Source organism: Pedobacter folensis (assembly GCF_056490665.1).
In genome coordinates this window covers 126443-148714 of the sequence record NZ_JBWJIF010000003.1, presented here as the reverse complement: position 1 = coordinate 148714, position 22272 = coordinate 126443, and the positions used below count along the sequence as shown (strand labels likewise).

General features: G+C 39.5%; 14 protein-coding genes. 4 read left to right on the top strand and 10 right to left on the bottom strand.

What is annotated here, in order from left to right; genetic code table 11:
• Positions 1-14 precede the first annotated feature (14 nt).
• From AC04QZ_RS15245 to AC04QZ_RS15235, 3 genes are all read right to left on the bottom strand, one after another.
• Positions 15-3125 (bottom strand): SusC/RagA family TonB-linked outer membrane protein, encoded by a 3111-nt coding sequence (locus AC04QZ_RS15245; protein WP_478358455.1) that lies wholly within the window; start codon positions 3123-3125, stop codon positions 15-17.
• A 41-nt stretch (positions 3126-3166) separates the two neighbouring features.
• Positions 3167-4849, bottom strand: coding sequence for a RagB/SusD family nutrient uptake outer membrane protein (locus AC04QZ_RS15240; RefSeq protein ID WP_478358454.1), 1683 nt, complete (start codon positions 4847-4849; stop codon positions 3167-3169).
• A gap of 87 nt (positions 4850-4936) precedes the next feature.
• Positions 4937-7996, bottom strand: a complete 3060-nt coding sequence (locus AC04QZ_RS15235; protein WP_478358453.1) for a SusC/RagA family TonB-linked outer membrane protein — start codon at positions 7994-7996, stop codon at positions 4937-4939.
• Between the two features lie 270 nt (positions 7997-8266).
• On the opposite strand from AC04QZ_RS15235, the gene AC04QZ_RS15230 reads away from it, so the two are divergent.
• Positions 8267-9709, top strand: coding sequence for a ligand-binding sensor domain-containing protein (locus tag AC04QZ_RS15230; RefSeq protein ID WP_478358451.1), 1443 nt, complete (start codon positions 8267-8269; stop codon positions 9707-9709).
• A gap of 133 nt (positions 9710-9842) precedes the next feature.
• Positions 9843-12389 carry a hybrid sensor histidine kinase/response regulator gene (locus tag AC04QZ_RS15225; RefSeq protein ID WP_478358450.1) on the top strand — a complete coding sequence of 849 codons (2547 nt, stop codon included), beginning with the start codon at positions 9843-9845 and terminating at the stop codon, positions 12387-12389.
• Here the strand turns inward: AC04QZ_RS15225 and AC04QZ_RS15220 are convergent.
• Together AC04QZ_RS15220 and AC04QZ_RS15215 are read right to left on the bottom strand one after the other, a co-directional pair.
• Entirely contained in the window at positions 12386-13213 is an 828-nt protein-coding gene (locus tag AC04QZ_RS15220) for a HEPN domain-containing protein (protein WP_478358449.1), read from the bottom strand. The genes AC04QZ_RS15225 and AC04QZ_RS15220 overlap by 4 nt on opposite strands.
• The gene (locus tag AC04QZ_RS15215; protein WP_478358448.1) at positions 13195-14382 is read right to left on the bottom strand and encodes a hypothetical protein; all 1188 of its coding nucleotides are present in this window, start codon (positions 14380-14382) and stop codon (positions 13195-13197) included. The genes AC04QZ_RS15220 and AC04QZ_RS15215 overlap by 19 nt, the downstream gene beginning before the upstream one ends.
• Positions 14383-14482: 100 nt before the next feature.
• Here AC04QZ_RS15215 and AC04QZ_RS15210 point away from each other — a divergent pair, with 100 nt between their 5' ends.
• The gene (locus tag AC04QZ_RS15210) at positions 14483-15130 is read left to right on the top strand and encodes a LexA family transcriptional regulator (protein ID WP_478358447.1); all 648 of its coding nucleotides are present in this window, start codon (positions 14483-14485) and stop codon (positions 15128-15130) included.
• A gap of 244 nt (positions 15131-15374) precedes the next feature.
• On the opposite strand, the gene AC04QZ_RS15205 is transcribed toward AC04QZ_RS15210, so the two are convergent.
• Positions 15375-15809: a hypothetical protein gene (locus AC04QZ_RS15205; RefSeq protein ID WP_478358446.1), complete on the bottom strand. Its 435-nt coding sequence runs from the start codon at positions 15807-15809 to the stop codon at positions 15375-15377.
• A 143-nt stretch (positions 15810-15952) separates the two neighbouring features.
• On the opposite strand from AC04QZ_RS15205, the gene msrA reads away from it, so the two are divergent.
• Complete coding sequence (msrA, locus tag AC04QZ_RS15200; RefSeq protein ID WP_478358445.1) at positions 15953-16441, top strand: peptide-methionine (S)-S-oxide reductase MsrA; 489 nt, start codon at positions 15953-15955, stop codon at positions 16439-16441.
• A gap of 368 nt (positions 16442-16809) precedes the next feature.
• Here the strand turns inward: msrA and AC04QZ_RS15195 are convergent, their stop codons facing one another.
• The 4 genes from AC04QZ_RS15195 to AC04QZ_RS15180 all read right to left on the bottom strand — a co-directional run bounded on the left by AC04QZ_RS15195 (position 16810) and on the right by AC04QZ_RS15180 (position 22270).
• A complete protein-coding gene (locus tag AC04QZ_RS15195; RefSeq protein WP_478358444.1) occupies positions 16810-19251 on the bottom strand; it encodes a bifunctional YncE family protein/alkaline phosphatase family protein in 2442 nt (813 codons plus the stop codon).
• A 25-nt stretch (positions 19252-19276) separates the two neighbouring features.
• The gene (locus tag AC04QZ_RS15190) at positions 19277-20116 is read right to left on the bottom strand and encodes a hypothetical protein (RefSeq protein WP_478358443.1); all 840 of its coding nucleotides are present in this window, start codon (positions 20114-20116) and stop codon (positions 19277-19279) included.
• Between the two features lie 18 nt (positions 20117-20134).
• Positions 20135-20977 (bottom strand): metallophosphoesterase family protein, encoded by an 843-nt coding sequence (locus tag AC04QZ_RS15185; RefSeq protein ID WP_478358442.1) that lies wholly within the window; start codon positions 20975-20977, stop codon positions 20135-20137.
• A gap of 639 nt (positions 20978-21616) precedes the next feature.
• Complete coding sequence (locus tag AC04QZ_RS15180; protein WP_086544766.1) at positions 21617-22270, bottom strand: LysE family transporter; 654 nt, start codon at positions 22268-22270, stop codon at positions 21617-21619.
• Positions 22271-22272: the final 2 nt, after the last annotated feature.

The following is a 22272-nucleotide window of genomic DNA, read 5'->3' as shown; positions in this document are numbered from 1 at the left end:
TCATGATCATTTAATTAAAATGTAACATTTAATCCAAGATTATAAATACGCTGGGTTGGATAAACACTGATTACCGTTGTGGTACTGTTTCCATTTTCAGGATCTACCTGGTAAAGGTCGGTTACGTTGGTCCAGGTAAGCAGGTTGTTACCATTGGCATATAGCCTTATTGCAGAAAGGCGTAGTTTTTTGGCCAATGCATTTGGAAACAGGTAGCTGATTTCTGCCGTTTTTAAACGCACATAATAATTGTCTCTCGTCCAAAAATCAGAGAAATTGTTGGTTGCATTTGGAAAATTGGTTACCGCATTCCCACCCAATCGTGGAAAGATAGCTGTAGCAGCTGTTTCTGGTGTCCAGCGTTGCAAATGTATCGGCTGATAGTTCGAGTTTCCAGGAGTAATAGTCTCCGAGTGGAAACGGGTACTATAACCATATGAACCCTGGAAAAATACATTCAGATAAAAGTTTTTATACCCGAAATTAAAGTTTGCCCCATAGGTAGTGTTTGGCAGGTTTGGTTTGCCAATTACCCCTTTATCGGTATCATCAATAATTTTATCTCCATTCAAATCCTGATATTTCATATCACCTGGACCGACTGCTGTTGTTGGTTTGGCCACATTAGGATCGGCGATTTCTGCTGCAGTATAAAAGCCTAAAAAGTGCCATCCAAAATACTGACCAATTGGGTTGCCTGTAGCCGCTAACCAGGGATAAGCAGGCTGTGCTTCATCTTGATACAGGATTTTATTCTTGGCATAAGAAAAGGTTAACCTTACCCCTGCCGAGAAATCGTTAATTTTTTCGTTGTAGCTTACCTCTCCGTCAAAACCTCTGTTATTTACTTTACCCAGGTTAACTGGTGGTAAACCTACCCCAATGGTAAAGGGAACGCTTTGTCTGGTGGTTAAAATATCGTACCTGTCGTTATTGAAATAATCGGCAGTAATTTTTAGCTTACCTTTAAACATATTCAGATCAATACCCACATCAAGTTTCTTTTCTTTCTCCCAGGTTACATCCAGGTTTCCTAAACTACCCTCGGTAATGCCGTTATATGAAGTAGGTGATGTACCAAAATTGTAAGAACCCGTTCCTAAAGTATATAGCTGGAGGAATTTTTTCGCCCCACCAATATCATCCGATCCCACCATACCATATGATGCCCTGATTTTAAATAAATCTATAAACTTGATATTATCGGAGAAAAACTTCTCTTCAGAAATATTCCAGCCTATCGATGCAGCAGGGAACCAACCTTTGGTTTTCGAACCTGTAAAACGGTCGGTACCATTGTAGGCGGCGTTAAATTCAATCAGATATTTGTTTTTGTAATCGTAACCACCCCTAAGCGTTGTTCCAGTAATTACTGTTGGCACTCCTGGACCTTGATTGGCATCACCTGTGGTAGTGGAATTAATTACACGGTTATCGTTATACAATATCAAACCATATACACGGTGGTCGCCAAAATTACGATCGTAATTTAAAGATGATTGTGTACTTAAGGTACGGAAAATACTGGTATTGCTGTATCCTGCTGCAAATGGCGGAGTACGGTACTGCGTAGCATTTAGTGGCAGGTAAAGCCCCGTAGCCGAATTATATAAATAATAAGGTAATGCGGTCCTACTTGCACTTACACTATAACTTTGGGCACTTGCATATGATAATAATACTTTGGCCGCCAAACCAGGTGTAATAAAATCTAACTTCTGACTGGCGCTCGAAACAATATTCAGGTCATTATCAAAAGTTCTCGAATAACCTGACTCTGCCAAACGGCCAATAATACTGGTATTTGCATTGGTTAACAAAGGGTTGTATGGGTACGAGCCATTTGGATTGGTAACCGGGAAAGCCCAGGGTGGCAAATAACCACCACTGTAAATTTCGCCAACAATACCATTTCCGTTTGCATAATAGGCATTGCCCTGTTGTGAATTAAAAGGTTGGTTGGTTTCGCCGAAACGTCCGGTTAAATCTAAGCGGATACTTAAGGTTTTGGTTGCCTGAATATCTAAGTTCGATCTAAAATTATAACGTTTGTAATAGAAGTTACTATTTACACCGTTATCTGAACTAAAATCCCTTACATTACCATTCTGCCATAAATAACCTGCCGATACAAAGTATTTTACACTTTCTGTTCCACCCTGAAAATCGAGGTTCTGCCTGGTAATCATAGCACCTGGTTTAAAAATGGTTTTCCACCAATCAATATCAGGATGTCCATAAGGATCGGTATGATCTCGGTAAGCAGCCAAATCGGCGTCTGTAGCATAAGCTTTATTGGTTAAATCGCCCGAATTTCTGAGTGCCTCATTGTTTAATAATTTAGCCTCATAAGAATTTAAGAATTCAGGAGTATTTACATCCATCTGATAACCTGCCTCCGACTTTAGATTAATTCGTGGTTTACCGGCTAATCCTCTTTTAGTGGTGATCACCAATACGCCATTCGCACCTTTAATTCCATAAACAGCAGTGGTGGAGGCATCTTTTAAAATGGAAACAGTTTCTACTTCATTGGGATCGATATCGGAAACCTGGTTATAATCATATTCCACATCATCAACAATAATTAAAGGAGAGGTACTACCGGCATAAGTACTTACGCCGCGGATAAAGAAAGCTGCCCCGTCTGCTCCAGGTTGGCCACTTCTTTGTTGTGAAGTAAAACCTGGCAATCGACCTGCGAGGGTATTCTGGATACTTGCACTTGGATTCTGTTTAATCTCTGATGCCGAAATCGAACTGATAGCTCCGGTATTGGTAATTTTCTTTTGCTTACCAAAACCAACAACCAACACTTCATCCAGGCCCTTAGTATCGGCCTTTAAATTGATGGATACTACTGTTTTTCCAGCAACATTAACCTCCTGGGTTAAGTAACCGATTGATTTAACAATAAGGGTTTTTGAGGTGCCTTTTAAAGTAAATTGAAATTTACCTTCACCATCACTCACGGCACCATTGTTGGTTAAGCCCTTTTCTACAATTGTAGCACCAGGTAAGGGGCCCGAATTATCGACTACAGTTCCTCTAATAACCGTTTGCGCCAAAGAAATGCCGGGCAAAAGGATAAAAGGGATTAATAATTTATATAATATTTTTTGCATAATAGGTATGGTTATCATTTAACAATTTTTAAAATCTCCAATTACCAGCCTGGGTTTTGCGTTAAGTTTCTGTTCTTGTTCACCTCGCTGGCTGCAATTGGATAACGATACATCTTAGCGGCATCGAACGACACATTGAGCGCATTTGTTTGAGTATAAGAGAATGTGCCATTTGCATTTTTGATAATCTGCATGCCATGCAAAGTGCCATTCAATACTGTTCCGGCTATTTTCCATCTGCGTATATCCCAAAAACGCTGCTCTTCGAAAGCCATTTCCACCCTACGTTCATGTCTGATCGCCTCTCTCATTTCTGCCTGGGTCATAGTGGTTTTTAATCCATGTTGATATCCTGCTGTGCTGCCTACCGCAATACCCGCCCTTAACCTTAAAGCTTTTAACTGGTTAAAAGCTTCAGTTCTGTTTACGGCATTATCTGCCGCTTCGTTCATGGCCTCGGCATAATTGAGCAAAATCTCTGCATATCTGAAAATCGGGAAATTGTGTGTTTGATTGCTGTAAACCGAAGCACTTTCAAAAGTTTCGTTCAAAAATTTACGCATATAATAACCGGTCCGGGTTTGCACGTTTACCGCACTTCCAGGTCTGTCTAAACCCCCATCATAGGTTTGGATTATTCTATTTAACCATTTTGCGTTGTTGTGAAAAATAGTTCTGTAAAACCTTGGATCTCTGCCTGTGTAAGGATCTGCAGCATTATAACCTGATGCCGGATCACTTATCGCTCTACCATTAGCCATATCAAAAGCATCAACCAGTTCTTGCGTAGGGCTGGTGTAACCAGAACCCGATGCATTGGTAGCCGTATATCCGACAGGTGCATTCCTGGTTTCGAGATCGAAAGTTACTGCTCGCTGGTAGGCAAGAATAACCTCACTATTTTTACGTGTGTTAAAAACCGAAGTATAAGCGGCAGTTAATGAAAATATATTCAGGTTCATTACATCTTTAGCCGCCTGTGCTGCCGCAGCCCATTTGGTTAAATCATTAGTTGGATTGTTTAATGGACTGGCATCGTATAATAAAATTCGTGCTTTTAAGGCAAGTGCAACGCCCTGGGTTACCCTTCCATAATCTTCGTCAGCAGCCAGCGTGTTATCGGGTCTGGCAATAGCCTTTAAAGCATCACATTCATCAGCCACATATTTTACACACTCAGCGTAAGTATTTCTGGGCAATTGAATATTATCATCCAAACCTAAAACCTTATCACCCAATAATGGCACACCACCAAAACGTTTAATCAGTTCGAAATAAGCAATTGCTCTAAGTATTCTGGCTTCCGATTTCCAGAACACTTTTAATCCTTTTTGATTTAATGGCACCACATCAATATTGGCCAGGAATATATTGGCCCTTCTAATGGTTTTGTAATTATTGTCCCACGAGTTATCTACAGTAGCCACGGCAGAAATACGGCCGTTAACAAAATACTCGATGGTGCTTGCTGGCGATGAACTAATGGCATCATCAGAAGCTGCATCTAATACATCATTGCCTATTCTATTGTATCCATTTGGCAGATAAGAATAAATATCTGCTAAAAATGTTTTGGCCTGTATGCCCAGCGAGTCTGTTTTATCGAAAACGTAAGTAATATCCTGACTGGTTGGCTCTGTTTCGTATAGTGGCTTTTTACATGCCGTAAAACCAATGATGGTCATGGCTAAAACACCAACTATTTCTTTTATCTTAATTTTCATCTGTTTCTAATTTGTTTTTAATGGTGATGAAATGCTCATGATTCAGAATTTCCCCTGAATGCTGTGAACTTTCATATCAACCCAGCATTAAAATTTCACATTTAAACCAGCGTTAACCACTCTTTGCAGCGGATAACCATTTCCGTAAACCTCAGGATCTACCCTATCATAAGCTGATAATGTAACTGCGTTTACAGCATTTACAAAAAAGCGGATTGAAGCCAGTTTTAGTTTACTGGTGAGCAGTTTGGGAAGTGTATATCCTAATTCAACATTTTTTAGGCGTACATAACTTCCATCGTGCAACCAGTATGATGAGATGGCTTCGTTATTCGGGTTTGAACCAATAGTTAAGCGCGGCTGTGTGGCAGTGCCTGCTGTGGCAGGTGTCCATCGGCCAAGATTTTGTTCAAAAGCCTGTCCTAAACCATTGTTCTGGAATGCCCATTCTGTTGAGCCGGAAACATAAACATAACGGTTTTGAACACCCTGTAGCAGGGCAGAAAAATCGAAACCTTTATAGCTAAAACCTAAATTTAAACCATAAAACCAGATTGGATTATTGTTTTTGAGTGACTGAATATCAAGCTCGTTGATAATGCCATCGTTATTTAAATCTTTATATTTAATATCGCCTGGTACCGGGCTGTAGCCTTGTATTTTTGCACTTGAATTAATCTCGGCCTGGTTTTGAAACAAACCATCGGCGATATAACCAAAGGTTTGATCTTCGCGCTGCCCTGTTCTAACCATCCATGGGTATGGCCTATCGATCTCATCCTGATATTGAATGATTTTTTGGAGCGAGAAAACATTTGGAGCAATGTAATAGTTAAAGTTACCGATATTATTGCTGTACTTCAGGTCGAACTCTACTCCCGAATATCTGTTGATGCCTATGTTTTCTGCAGGATAGGAAGTACCCAATAATGCCGAACTCCTTCCCCTGGTTTGGACCAGATCAAAATTCTCATTATTGAAATAATCAGCAGCTATGGAGAGCTTATTGTTAAACAAACTTGCATCAATACCAAAGTTATATTGGTTTGCTTTCTCCCAGGTAATGTTCAGGTTAGCCAATGTACCTTCTGTTGTTCCGGCGATTGCTGTTGGCGTGGTGCCATAATTGTAAGTACCACCCGTTACATAATATTGCTTATAAGCAAAATAACCAGCATTTGCATTACCTGTATAAGCATAGTTGGCTCTTACTTTAAGCGCATTTAGCCATTTGGTATCTTTTAAAAAATCTTCTTTCGCAATATTCCATCCTAAACCAAAGCCATAAAAGAACCCAAAGCGATTGCCCTCCTCATATCTGTTTAAGCCGCTATAACTTAAAGCAACCTCAGCCAAATACTTTTCTTTATAGTTATAATCTAGCCTTCCGGATAAATTACTAAAGATCATTGGGATTTGATTGGCCGTTTGCGCACTTTGCGAATTGTATTTTAAAAGTGCATTAATACTGTGATTACCATAAGTTTTATCTAGCCCGGCAGAAAAATCAACAAATAAATTTCTGCTCTGACCAGAATTGGTAGAAAGATTAATCTGCTGACCATCTATACCAAATTTCTGATATACATCAGGATTGGTACTCGCCAGTTTGTAAACCGCATACTGTTTGGTGCGGATAATGTTTTCTGATACACTGGTATTAAAACTGGCCAGGGCTTTTAACCATAAACCTTTGGTTACATTATCGAGCGTTTTCCGTAAAGAGATATCCGCAGAAACATCTCTTGTACTGTTATAAAAATAACCCGAGCGAGTAGTTGCTGCCCATAAATTGGTTTGATAATCAGAACTACCAGCCAGCGAGCCATTAGGATTAAAAACAGGATAAGCATTATTTGGTGTAGCAGCCAGTTGCGCAAAAATATTGTTACCACCAAAGTTTGATAAGGTTGTGCCAGTCGTAAAAATGGCAGTATTGGCCCCTGCCCCGCCTGGCTGGTTGCCATTTTGGATGCGACCAAATAAGTTTAAGTTTAATAAAGTTGTAGGCGTAATATCTATATCGATATTCGTACGAACCAAGTACCTTTTATAATCGGTATTGGTACTGTAAGTATTTTGATCATCCTGTTTAAGGATACCGCTCTGATTGAGATAATCTACGTCAAGAAAATATCTTGTAGAATTACCTCCACCATAGGTATTTAAATTATACCGGCTAAAAACTGTATTTGGTTTTAAGATCGTCCCATACCAATCTACATCAGGATGAAATACAGGGTCTGATCCGGTTGCCCAGGCATTTAAATCAGCAGCAGTATAACGTGGTGCTTTTCCATCGTTTGCCAATGCTTCATTGTATAGAGTAGCGTAATCAAAAGCACCTAAGGGCTGGGGCAATTTAATAGCCGATTGTAAACCTGCCTGTGCGGTTAACGAGATCCGCTGTTTTCCAACTTCCCCCTTACGTGTGGTTATCATCACTACACTGTTAGAAGATTGCTGCCCTAACATTACCGTAGATAAACCATCTTTTAGAATAGTTACAGATTCTATTTCCTCAGGGTCGATAGAAGGATAATCTCTCGGCACGCCATTAACTAAAACTAATGGTACATTTCCCCTAACTGTAATACTTGTTCCATCGGCACCCGGCCTGCCGCTGCTTTGTAAAGTATACAAACCAGCCAATCTACCAGATAATGCATTATTTATTCCGGCTACCGGAACCTTAATTAAATCGCTGTTATAAACGGTTGAAGTAGATTGCAGGTTGGTTGTTACGCTTTGTTCGCCATATAATACGGGTGTAGTAGCCTGGCGTTTTTGACTTTCGCCTAAACTCACGTTCAATAAAGCCTGATTCGCTTCTACCTCTTTTACCAGATAGCCGTTAAGCGTAAAGACTAAAACATCGCCTTCTACAGCACTTATTTTATACTTCCCGTTTTTATCGGTAGAAACACTGGTTCCGGTTTCTTTAATCGAAACCTTTACACCAAACAATGGATTACCAAAGTTATCGGTCACCGTTCCAGTTACTTCCAACCTATGGTTTTTAGTAAACCCAATTTTTCCCTTTACATGGCTTTTGACTCGTATGGTATTTGCATTGGCCACACCTGGGCATACAGCGTATACGGTTAACGAAAAAAGCATTAATTGCTTAAAGTAAGTTTTCCTCATATAGTTCTTGTTTGTTGGCTAGTTGCTTGTCCGGTGTTAAGGAATGGCAGGGCATTCGCTTTACTTACGGATAAATTTTGGTTATTAAATATTTGGTTATCACAATGCAATCAGTTACAAATGCATAGGGTCAAATCTATTTAGAAGCGAAAAAAAGAAGGGGGTAAAATCCTAAACAAATAGGTATAAAAATCCTAAATAAAGGCAGAAACCAGCATTAAACAGGGCAAATAAGCAGATAAAGTATTAAAATTGCCTTGCCAAACAGATTTGATTTTTATAATAGAAACATTTTGTACTTTTAATCAGGTAAAAGCTAAACATCCCTCACTTTCTGCCAACATGAAATACCTGCTAACATTTACTTTAATATTTTTTATCATTGTAAGTAATGCCCAAAACAAATATGCTTTTAAACACCTCAATGTAGAAAACGGGCTAACACAAAGTTCGGTATTATCTATTGCTCAAGATGCCAGGGGTTTTATCTGGTTTGGCACCCGGTTCGGGTTAAATAAATACGATTCTAAATCTTTCAAGGTATATTATCACGAAAACAATAATGAGAAAAGCCTAAGCAATGCTTCCTTTCTCTCGTCTATTTTAGCATTAAAAGATGGAACATTATTAATTGGCACCTCAAATGGGCTGAATAAATATAATGAAGGGGATGATAACTTCGACCGCTATGCGTACAATCGCAAAGATCCGAATAGCATTAGTAATTCCGGAGTAAATTGCATTTTTCAGGACAAAAAGAATCGTGTTTGGATCGGTACCACAAATGGTTTAAACCTGCTCAGCACCAATGGAAAGTATAAATTTAAACGCTTTTTAGATAAGCAAAAGCAACGCCAGCAAATTTATGCCATTACAGAGGACCATAACGGAACATTATGGTTAAGTACAACTTATGGTTTAGTAAACATGCGCTTTAAAGATGGGAAAATACACCTCAGGTATTTTAAAGATTTTAGCGAAGAGTTGAATAAAGCAATTGATAACCACATTACAACCATGGTTGAAGACCGTGAAAATAATTTATGGATCGGCACCAAACAAACGGGCGTAAGCAAGTTAAACCTTAGCACGGAAACCATTACAAGCTACCGATACTCCAGTCTTAACCCAGCGGGCATTAGCAGCAATAACGTCCGCAAAATTATGATGGATCAGGAAGGCAAATTATGGATTGGAACGCTACATGGTATTAACATCTACCATCCTGCCACCAAAAATTTCAGTTCCCTGCATAATATCCCCGAAGATCCAACCAGCCTGAGTCAAAACTCCGTTTACGATATTTACCAGGACCGGCAGGGCATAATATGGGTAGGCACCTATTACGGGGCCATTAACATGGTATATCCCAATTATACGCCATTTAAGGTTTATAGAAGCACTACAGCGCCAAATGGCTTAAGCAGCAATGTAGTCAGTTCGATCATGGAAGATCAGCACCAAAACCTCTGGATTGGTACCGAAGGCGAAGGGTTAAATTACTACGACAGAAAAAACGATACTTTTACCCGTTATAAAAATAACCCGAACGATCCGAAAAGCTTAAGCGCAAACCTGGTAAAATCGGTTATACGGGATAAAAAAAAACAGAATTTGGGTAGGAACACATTATGGAGGGTTAAACCTTTTTCAACCAGAAACCAAAACTTTTGTCAGATATACCAAGCACAAAAACGATACCTCATCCATTAGCAATGATGAAATTACAGCCCTTTTTGAAGATAGTTATGGGCGCTTTTGGGTAGGCACCAATGGTGGCTTAAATAGCTTTAACAGTACTACCGGTAAATTTATCCGAAACCGGGTAAACGGCTTAACCGATGCGGTGCATTACATTTTTGAGGATGCCCAAAGATGCCTTTGGGTAGCGACCAACTCAGGCCTTTACCAGATAAAAAAAGATAGTCAGCGGTTTGTTAGCCGCGTTGCTGCCGATCCGGAAATTTTGAAATATAATGAAATCACTTGCTTAACTACCGATAAAGCAGGTTATTTGCTCATGGGCACCTCGCATAACGGTTTGTTTAGGCTCAACCCTGGTCGCCATAGCTATTCTAGAATGACCACATTTGATGGCTTACCCAGCAACAACATCATGGGCATACTGGAAGATGATTTTAATAACCTTTGGATAACTACCGACAAAGGTTTATGTAAATACAACCCCAGGCAGAAAACGTTTAAAACATATAACATTAAAGATGGACTGCCGGGCAACGAATTTAATTACAAGTCATTTTTGAGAGACAGTAAAGGTGCCTTTTTCTTTGGTGGATTAAGTGGAATGGTGAGCTTTTTTCCTAATGAAATCAAAGAGAATAAAAACACCCCACCGGTTATTTTTACAGGATTAAAACTGTTTAATAAACCCATAGCGCTGCATACCGGAGATGGCTTACTTAAACAAAACATCAGCACCATTAAATCAATTACCTTCGAATCAGATCAGAATGTATTTTCAATTGATTTTACGCTACTCAACTTTATTAAATCTGATAAAAACCGTTATGCCTATAAACTGGGGGGCTTTGAAAAAAACTGGAACTATGTAGATATCCCCTCAGCCAGTTATACCAACCTCTCGCCCGGAAACTATACGCTTATGGTTAAAGGAAGTAATAACGATGGCCTTTGGACCAATGAAACCAGCACCTTAGATATCAAAATTCTGCCGCCATTTTACAGAACATGGTGGGCCTATCTGTTTTATTTTTGTGCTTTTGCAGCCATTTCCTTTGTATTTATACGTTACTTGTTGATAAAAGCCGTACTTAAAAAAGAAAAAGAAATTAATGAACATAAGTTAGAATTTTTCACCAATATTTCTCACGAAATACGTACGCCTTTAACCCTCATCGTTGGTCCGTTAGATAAGTTGATCGAAAACGCTAAAGACGACCCTGCCCTGAACCGGGATCTGCAACCGATTAAAAATAATGCCGACCGTTTGATGAACTTAGTTACCGAACTGCTCGACTTTAGAAAGGCAGAAAGTGGAAAAATGGCCTTACATGTAAGTCCTGGCGATGTGGTAAAATTCTGCAGGGAAATATTTCTGGCTTTTCAGAACATGGCGATTTCTAAAAACATCGATTACCAGTTCGAAGCCACACAGGCAGCAATTGAGCTTTATTTTGATAAGGTTCAAATGGAAAAAGTGATGTTTAACCTACTTTCAAATGCCTTTAAGTTTACACCTGTAAACGGAAAAATCAGCCTAAAAATAGAAACAGAAAAGCAATTGGTTAATATTAAAATCTGCGATAACGGCAAGGGCATTCCTTTGGAGAACCAGGCCAGTTTATTCACTAATTTTTATCAGGCCAATGCCACTACCACCATTGGTACAGGTTTGGGCTTATCGTTCTCTAAAAGCCTTGTAGAACTGCATCATGGCCAGATTAGTTTCGAAAGTACCCCTAAAAATGATAAAGCCTTTGGCAATACGGCTTTCACTGTAAGTTTAAAAACAGGAAAAGAACATTTTAATCCATCCGATTTTATTCCCGATTATGTTTATTACGACGATGCCTTAAATTACAGCCTTAGTACTACAACGCAGGTAACCGAACAGTTTAAGGAGGATGATATACTGCCGGATGGTTTAGGAAAAAACAAAAAGAACAGCATCTTACTGGTAGAAGATAACGAAGATGTGAGAACCTTTATTAAACAGGCTTTAAGCCCTTCATATCAGATATATGAGCGCGAAAACGGGGCAAACGGACTAGAATGCGCATTAGATCTGATTCCCGATTTAATTATCAGCGATGTAATGATGCCCGTAATGGATGGCTTAGAATTATGCCGGAAACTTAAAACAGATGAGCGAACCAGCCATATCCCGGTAGTTTTATTAACGGCAAGATCGGCTTACGTACACCAGGTAAACGGTTTCGAAAACGGAGCTGATGCCTATATTATGAAGCCATTTAATTTAAAAATACTTGAACTGAACATCCAGAACCTGTTAAATGCACGGGAAACCATTAAACAAAAATTTGCACAGGTAATTACGCTCGAGCCCAGAAACATGGTGATTAATACCACCGAGCAGCATTTTTTAAATAAAATTATTCAGCTTATCGAAGACCGGATTGCCGATCCTGATTTTGATGTTCCTACCTTATCAGCAGAAGTTGGGATGAGCCAACCTGTGTTATATAAAAAAATAAGGGCACTGACCGACCTTTCGGTAAACGACTTTATTAAATCGTTGCGGATAAAAAGAGCGGCTCAATTACTTAAACAGGGTACAGGAAACATTGCCGAGATTGCTTATTCAGTAGGTTTTAACGACCGGAAATATTTTAGCTCAGAGTTTAAAAAACATTTCGGCAAAACCCCGAGTGAGTTCATGAGCAATGATTAACCAGTAAACCTTTCCGTAACCTGCTGATCGAAATGATTGTTCATGATTGCCTGATATACCTGTTCGGCAACATGGTACAATAAATCTAGTTTTTCAAACAGGCGTATTACATCTGGTTCACCAATCTGGTAATTGTTTTCATACCGAACAGCCAGGTAAGCCTCATCAAGCAAATGCAACAGGCAAAGTTCTTCCTCGTCATCGCTAAATAGCTCAGACAGCTGTTTTACATAAGCTTTAATATACAGTTGATGGGCTTTGATGCGGTGTGTTTTTTTATCCTTTCCCATCACCAAAACTTCAACGGCCCGGTACATTAAATCGAAAACCTCGTGCAGCATAAAAGTGCAGTATTCGAAATTTTGTTGTTTAAAATAGAACTTTGCACCCAATAAAAATTGGTTGGCTTTATTAATTTCGTGTCGATAAATGTTTTTAACCCGATCTGCAAGGAGGTGAGCTGTTCCACAATCAAGAAAACTTCCAGATTTACTAAATAAAGCATTTTGAGCCGCAGTGGCATAGTAAAAAAACAAACTGCCATCCAGCAAAGCCTGCTCAACCTCGTGCACATGGAAAACCCGGTAACTAAATTCCATTTGCCCGGTAAATACAATATTTAGTACTGGTGTTAATTCGTTCAAAATACATACATGTTTAATCGAAACCATAATCAGCATTTCCTGTACCGCCTTACCGGCAAAAAAGTGAGTGTGGAGATAAATATACTGAGTGGGTACTGCGGCTGTTACACCCTTTAACAAGCGCATAACAGTTTCTTCTTTTACGGCATGATGGCTAAGGTTTAAAAATTTATTCCGCATAAAGGCCTCCTTTCCGCTTTAACATCATCACTTAGTGAAGGATTTCCGATGATCAGAAAAAAAGCTTCCACGATCATCAGCATGGCTTCATACTGCTCAAATAAAAATTCCTTATCCATCAGTTTAATGCTGCTCCCGGTACTCAATGCGGCATACAGCCATTCTAGAAGCCCTAAGCGCAACTGTTTAATTTTTTCAGGAATGAAAAAAGACTCCACAAACCGGTAAGGGTTTTCGAAATGTTCGGCAGGGAGTGTATTTACTTCGCAGAGCCCCTTATTATACACATCGTTTGATATGAAACGCCCTTTCGTGGCAACCAGGCCTTCGGGCAAGTCTTCCTGATAAATTAGGTTTTTGCTTGCAATTAAATAGCCGGTATTAAGCAATTTTGTAAACTGGTTATAAAGGAAAAAATAATCGGCAACATCACTTACACGGTTATCTTCTGACAAGGCTATTTTATACCATTTTTTCAGGTAGGCTTTGTGGCCTGCAAGGTTATCCAAACTAAAGAAAAATTCAATTGCCTGAAATGGATCATTAAATAATTCCTGATCAAAAGCCAGTGGCGATGTACTTTCGAACATGGCCATATGATAATAGCGATCGAGACTTTTAAAACTATTTTTAGTGATTACCCTTTCGTGGATGAGCCAGCAGGCCTCCAGCATTTTTTTTGTGTTTTCGTAAAACGGAAAAATATACTGGTCCCAATCCAGATCGAGCTTATTTTCCAATCCGGCCAGTAACCATTCTTTGTAAATTAATTTATAGCTCTCCGATTCAAAGAAGATAAAAATATCGAGAAAGGTAAATTTTGGACTTTCCATTTCCACTTTGCTCAATAATTTCGGACAATATTCAAGCAAAACCGCTTCGCGTGCCAGGCTGCATTCATCAGCCTCAATCGCTTTTACAAAGGCCGTATCGGTTTCAATCCGATTAAAAATTAAATCTGAATAATCGAACAGCGGCAACAGCTTTTCGTAAAAACCCAACAGTTGCGCAGGATGTTTTTGCGGCGAATAATCAAATTCGTTTTGAGGTGGGTTTAACCAGTTTTTTAGAAACTGTAAATGATGGCCTATACCATTTGACAAAAAAAAGCTTTCAATAGCATCAATAAATGCCATCGTTTCTTTTTTAAAATTTGAGATCCCTTCCATAGCCGTATATTTTTAAATGATTATATTAGCTAACGAATTTAGCAAAACGAAATAAGTTTAACTATTAATTATACATAAAACTTATTAACATCTTTACCTCATGAATGAAAATCAACGCTTAAAAACACTCATGGATTTGTTGGGATTTAGAACCCAAAAAGATTTTGCTATGGCGTTGAATATCAAACAAGGCTCTCTTTCGGATATTTTAAGAGAAAGGATCAACGTATCCAATTCCATTAAAGATAAACTCGAGCTTAAATTCGATGTAAATTTAACCTGGCTTGAAAATGGAACCGGCGAACCCTTCTTTAAAAAGAAACGGGCCGTTGGCGAAAGCAAAGAGGGTGTTCCCTATTTTGACATGAGCCTATCTGATGCTAAAGAGCTCATCGTAGAAGAACAACGCGCAGAATACCTGGTAAATTATCTTCCTTTTAACGATTGCACCGCTTATTTACCGGTTTATGGCGATAGCATGTATCCCAAATATGCCGCAGGCGAAATTATAGCCATAAAAGAAATTACCAATTACGAAATCTTACAGTGGGGCGAAGCTTATGTGGTGATGACGGATGAAAACAGTAACAGTCTGCGTACCATAAAATTAATTTTTCAGCATGCTGATGAGAGCAAACTCATCCTCCGTTCTTCAAATCCAAATTTTAAAGGCGATACGGTAATCCACAAAAAAAGTATTCAGGCACTTTACATCATCAAAGGGAAAATTACACGAAATATTATTTAAATCAGGTTTATTAGCTTTATACGCATAATTACTTACCATATTTTAATTGAAATGTTCAATAATGACACACCACAAGGTGGTTTGAGAAAAGTTTGTATTGATGCTCTATTAATTAAGTCTTAATTTCCATACGTTTGTTTTACATTTTTATTTAGCTAAACTAGAAAACACCATGTTCATCGCAAAATTATCACCTCAGGTTGGTTTAGCTATCTGGCCAGTCGTAACATTAATACTAATTTTTTTAATTATTTTTTCTATTTATAAATTTATCACCAAAAACAAATGAAAAATCTTTTGGCGACATATAGTCCTCGTTTGTAACGAGGATTGGTGAGATTCGCATTTGTAATGCGGTTAAATGATTTTGGGGATAAAACCGGATAAAAAGCACGCCCAAAACTTTAAAACTTGTTACTGCGACTTCAAAACTCCTTACTGCGACTTTAAAACTTCCTACTTCAACTTTAAAACTTCTTACTGTAACTTTAAAACTTCCAACTGCGACTTTAAAACTTCTTACTGCGACTTTAAAACACCTTACTGCGACTTTAAAACTTCTTACTGCAACTTTAAAACTCCTTACTGCAACTTTAAAACTCCTTACTGCAACTTTAAAACTTCCAACTGCGACTTTAAAACTTCTTACTGCGACTTTAAAACCACCGCCTGCAAGCATGAAACGATTAACCGTTCGATCAGAACTTCTTATTGCAATTACAGAACGGCCAGCTGAAAACCACCAGCTGTCAACTGATAACTAATTACTTTCCTTTTACACATCTTCGCCGTACCTTTATTTAATTAAAAAAGGAAAGATATATGAATACTGAAAAAGCCATTCTTGCAGGCGGCTGCTTTTGGGGAGTAGAAGAACTGATCCGTCATTATCCTGGGGTGATCTCCACAGTGGTTGGATATACCGGAGGTGATGTTCCCAATGCCACTTACCGGAACCATGGCACACATGCCGAAGCCATTGAAGTTACCTTTGATCCAACTGTTTTAACCTATCGCAAATTATTAGCATACTTCTTCCAGATCCACGATCCGAGCACACGTAACCGGCAGGGAAATGATGTAGGTACATCGTACCGTTCTGCCATTTTCTACAATAGTGAAGAACAGAAAAACACGGCAAATGTATTGATTGCCGAGCTGGATGCTTCTGGCAAGTGGCCCGGTAAAATTGTAACCGATGTGCTACCTGAAACCGATTTTTGGAATGCAGAAGAAGAACACCAGGATTATTTACAGAAAAACCCTTACGGTTATACCTGCCATTTTGAAAGGCCAGACTGGAAATTATAAATAAGATCGTTATTACAAGGCACTGCCTTCCCCGACTCTTCTTATCGTGGACAGATCTTTTGATTTGGGTTTTTATGCACTTTGCTAAACAACGTTAATAAAGTTCAGGCTTTGCCGAAGAACTTCGTCAATCCTGATCCCCGTGGTCTGTGTCCCCACAGACCACCTAGATTTTTAGAAAAGATTTATACATTTCGTTGCACTTCATGACATGACGATATAAATTCATCTGGAGAAATCCTTGATGTAACGTACAAAAAAAATTGGTCTGTGAGGACACAGACCATGGAAGCAGATCACTCAAACAAAAAGGCAACTTCCTGAATCGAAAACTGCCTTTTTGTTTAAAATGTAATCATGACTGGTCGCTAATCATCATCATCTTTTTTCTTCTTCTCGAGGATGACAAAAGCACTTCGCTTTGGTGCCGGCATTACCGATTGTTCGCCTTTCACCGATTTCCATACCACTTCGTTTAAATCTAAATCCGGTGCCGAATCTTCTTTGGCAAAATTGAACAGTTCAGAACGCCTGCTGCTCTCATTTACGGCGACATTCCTCGTATCTAAATCAATAAGCGGCTGAATCACATTATAAGGTGTAAAATCAGGCGTAGCCGTAAAACATTCATATAAAGGCATGGCCGCAGCATCGTACTGGCTCATGGGCGGCAAACCTAAAATAAGTTCCATTGTTCTTAAAAACCCGGAAGTAGAATACATCGTATGAACAGGTGTATTTCTTTTTACGTAAGGACCAACCACATAAGCCGGCGAACGGTGTGCATCAACATGATCGGGGCCATTTTGCGCATCATCTTCCAGAATAAAAACAACCGATTCTTTCCAGATTTTGCTATGCGATAAATGTTCCAAAATACGGCCTACAGCCAAATCGTTATCGGCAACTGCGGCCTGTGGCGAGTATTTACCTTTCTTTTGTCCGCTGGTATGATCGTTGGATATTCTTAAAGTATTAAACTGAGGTACAACACCTGCAACCAATAACGAATCGAAATCATGCTGCCAGGCATCTACCCGCACCTGATCCTTAATATCCATGTCAAAACCCGGCGAAGCGGTACACATATGGCCTTGCAACGATTTAATATTTGCCTTGCCATAATCGCCAAACTCACCATAACTGCGGTAGCTTACTCCTGCCCTTTGGCAGTAATCCCAGATAAAACCACCCTTCGGATAGGTTACCGGCCTGCCGCCTTCGAAGCTGGTGCTTCCACCGCGTGCGCCATAACTGGTTGGCCATGTTTTCTCGACTACATCTGTGGCGTAAGCAGCCATGCTCCAGTTGTGTCCATCGGCACTCACCTCCGCATCTACATAGAAATTATCCAACAACACATAGTTTTCGGCAAAAGCATGTTGGTTAGGTGTAATTTTTCTGCCGAAAAGTGTTAATGTAGAATCTCCGTTTCCTTTTGGCATATCGCCAAGCACCTGATCGTAGGTTCTGTTTTCTTTGATGATATAAAAAACGTGTTTAATGGGCGATTTTTCGTTCTGTTTACGTGGAATAGGATTTCCGGCTTCACCATCGGCAGTAATTGTCCGTTTATCAGTAAAAGGTGTATTGGCATAAACCTGTTTGGTATATACCTTTAACTGTTCAGGTTTTGGCGCATCGATAAAAGATAAGGTACCCTTAAACAAACCAGCAATATACTGCAGCCTGCTATTGGCCGTACTACCCATGTGATAACCGCTGTTATCTACTTTAGAAATGGGTTGTGGCCCCTGAGGGTTCGCCATAGGCGTATTCCCTTTACCGTTGGTAACCAGAATTTTCGAACCCAGAACCTTCACACTGGTTGGATACCAGCCTACCGGAATAAAACCCTGACTCAGGCTTAGTCCAGGTTTACTTACATCAAAAACGGCTAAACAATTGTTATCTGCATTGGCGATGTACAAAGTTTTTTCGTTGGCACTTAAAGCTAAACCATTGGTGGTCGAGCCTGTTAACTGCGTGGCATAAAGTGTAGTAGCAATGGTTTCAATTACCTTATTGTTTAAGGTATTAATGACCGAAACGGTATTATCGTTTGCATTGGCTACAAAAAGAATATTACCTTTTTTATTAAGCAATAGTTCATTTGGATGATCGCCAACCGGAATACGCTGTGAGATATTTTCTGATATCAGATCGATTACCGCAACTGATTTCCCGCCCCAGAGCGAAACATAGAGTTTACTTTCATCCGTTGATAAAACACAGCTGTAGGCAATTGCCGGAAGCTGGATTTTTTTAAGGATCTGCTTTTCTGTTGGATTGATGATGTATAAACTGCTATCCTCTTTGGTTACGGTATATAGTTTACTGTTGTTTTTGTTTACCACAATCCCTGCCGGACTGATTTTTCCCTTTGGCCAAACCGGACCGAGTTTAATTGTATCGCTTTTGCCCAGTTTACCGTTCTGGATATTAAAATCCAAAATCCAGTTATCGTTACCACCTGAGGCATACAGGTGTTTTTCGTCTTTACTAAATGCGATTCCATACCACGATTTGCTCAGGACTTTTTCATCAATAATCTTTTCTGTTTTGGCATCAAGCAATTGCAGCGACTGTATGCTTTGTCCGTTGTTGGTAATGGCAAGATATTTACCCGAAGCGCTCAGTTGCATGTTTAAAGGCAAATCGCCCAATTGCAGGGAATGCCCCGCCGGACTCAGTTTCCAGCCATTGGGCAATAAAATCTGCTGGGTGCTTTCGTTTTTGCCCGGCCATTGTGCAAATCCATTTTGGATAAAAAAGAAACACAAGAGTAATAATAAGTATGATTTTTTCATTTTTCTTAAATTGAAGATAGCAGCACTAGCGGTGAAGATTAAAATTAACCAGGGCCCTGATGGTGTAACCATTACCCGATGCTACCGAACCGATTTCACGTATGGCCTCGGATGGAATAGCCTGACTGCGGGTTGCATAAAAAACAGGTCCGCCGGAAATAGAAAACGAAAGTTTTGAATGGTTTGGCTCCAGATTGATTGAGGGACCGATCATTACCTTCGCACCTCCTTCTGCCTCGTCTTTTTCCCAAAACCCTTCTAAATCCTGCCCTAAGGCTTCGAAACCAAGGTACAAAACATTAGAAACGCGGTGCTGATAGCCAAAACTGGTAATAAAATCAAGCTTATCCCTTGTTTTATCAAAAGCTTTTTCGAAACGAAGGTTACCCGCCATTCTCCAGTTTGTTTGATCGAATGAAGCGGTAATCCGGCTAATTGCAGAACCTACGTTCGACCAATCTCTGCTTAAGCCTAAACCAGCACCTAATCTAAAACCAGCTAAGCCTTTACCGCCCACAAAATCTCTGATCACTTCAGCTTGTTCTGCACTGGTTACGCCCCCTGAATTGGCAAAACCGATTGCCGCAGTGGCATACAAAGTAAACCTGCTCCCCAAATATCCCTTAACACCAAACTGTTGCCCTAAACCATCATAACCGAACTGTCCATTGGTTCTTTCTCCATAACTTCCAGAATAATGGATATTCCAGCGGGGATTTTCTGCGGTTAGCGTGTTCAAAGAAAACAAAAAGGGTTGTGCAGCATCTGTCCCAATCTTAGCATCCGACTGACCTTCTGTAATCTTTTGGGCAGAACAATTCAGTGCAATACCTGCAAGAGTGATTGCTATAAGTATCTTTTTCATTTTAGTTTAATATATCAGTTAGAATTTCGTTTCATTCAACAGTGGTGATCCACTTGCGTTAACCTGATAAGTTTGGATCTTATCATTTTCATCAACCTCTACAATCCGGTAACCTTTATAGGCTGTGCCCCAGTTTCCACCAATATGTGCATCGAAGAAATGAGGAAGTTTATCGGTGTAAAAGACGGCATCGAGACTATGGTCGTGGCCATGAAATACAGCCTTTACATTGGCATAGCTGTGCAACAGTTTAATCGTATCAGGACATTCTACAAAAGGACTTTCGGGCACCCAGAAATGAGGTGGGATATGCAGCACCACGAAAACAGTTTTTAGGTTTTTAAACTTATCAAGCTCCTGTTTTAAAAAATCGTTGTTAGGGCATAAATAAGTTCCTTTGGTATCTGACGTGTTGGCCAAAACAAAACCTACTCCATTTTTTTCGAAAGAAAAGTTATCCTCGTAACCAAAAACCGATTTCCAGATCTTCGCGTCGGCATGATCGTGGTTACCCGGGATAGCATAAAAAGGAACTTTAAGTTTATCGTAATATTCTTTTTTTACTTCTGATAATAGTTCCGGACGATCGTGTACCAGATCTCCGTTAATGATCACAAAGTTTAAAGGATTTTTGTCGTGAGATTCATTTAACCACTTTACAATATTTTCGTGATGCAGTTTATAATCTGTTCCGGGCTGGCCATAATGCCCATCGGATGCAATGGCGAAACGAAGTTTAGGTGCTTTGCCCGGTCTGGCGGCAGCGCTGTGTTCTTCAGCAAATGAGGAAAGAACCGGCGAAATACTGGCTACTACAGCAGCGGCCAAACTATTTTTCAGAAAAAATCGTCTGTTAGACATAAGGATAAGATATGTTTTGTATCAAAGCCCAATATTAGCTTGGTTAGGCTTCTTAAACATAAATTTAATGTTATGATTAGGTTAACCGAAGCATAACTATGTATCAATTTTATAACAGAAACATGCTGTGGATCTTGCCCTTATACTATACTCCCGGTCTGTATCCTCGCAGAACGAAAAACAAATAATTTCTTCCTATTGAATACTTGATAAAAGCCAACTGGAAGGTCTGTGAGGACATAGATCTTGGAAAGAAAACGGTTGTTCGATCTTCAGCGAGCTCAGACCGACAACATTATCCAAGATAATAAACCAAGTGCATCTGTTCCGTACTTTCCATGTTTCCGTGGCAAAAAAAACAAATTACCAATTCAGGAAACTCCTAAAAAACAAAAGGTCTGTGAGGACATAGATCTTGGAAAGAAAACGGTTGTTCGATTATCCAAGATAATAAACCAAGTGCATCTGTTCCGTGCTTTCCGTGTTTCCGTGGCAAAAAAAACAAATTACCAATTCAGGAAACTTCCAAAAAACAAAAGGTCTGTGTCTCCACAGACCTTGGGATAAGGTATTTAAGTAGATCCTTCGACAGGCTCAGGATGACAATTCTATATTTATGATACAACCGCTTTGATTAGACTATAGAATAACGATCAGCTGTTTTACCACCAGATAGGCCGCCAATGCATATAAAAATATCGCAATTGATTTATTAATAATTAAACTGCTCAGCGCAAACTTTTCCTGAATATAAGTTGCAAAATGCGCATATAGGTAAAGTGCCAGTGTAGAACCCACACCGGAGCCCAAACTAAAGATTACAAGTGACAGATAATCAGTTTCGATCCATTGATGTAAAATCACATAGTTACCAAAAAACAGCCAGAATGGAATCTGAACAGGGTTTAATACGCCTAAAATCAATCCATATAACACACTTCCACTGCGTTTATCTTCTTTTTTATTGCTGGTTTTGGGTACTTTTTTCCTGTTTTTCCAGGTAATCGTTCCCATCACCAAAAACATCACGATCATGAAACAATCGACCAAAGTACTTAAGCGCACTTCACTTACCGCTTCGTTCGGATTGATATCGCTCATGGCCCAGCGGGCAAAACGCATCATCCCAAAGGTGAAAAATACTTCTACGCAAGAGAAGGAAAGAATAAAGTACCAAACCTGCCGCATGCCTTTGTTAATGGCGAGCTGCGCAACGGTGAGATTAATATTGCCGGGAGGAATATACCCCATGGCATTGAGAATGATGCCTATGAAAAACGTTAGAAAAAGCATTG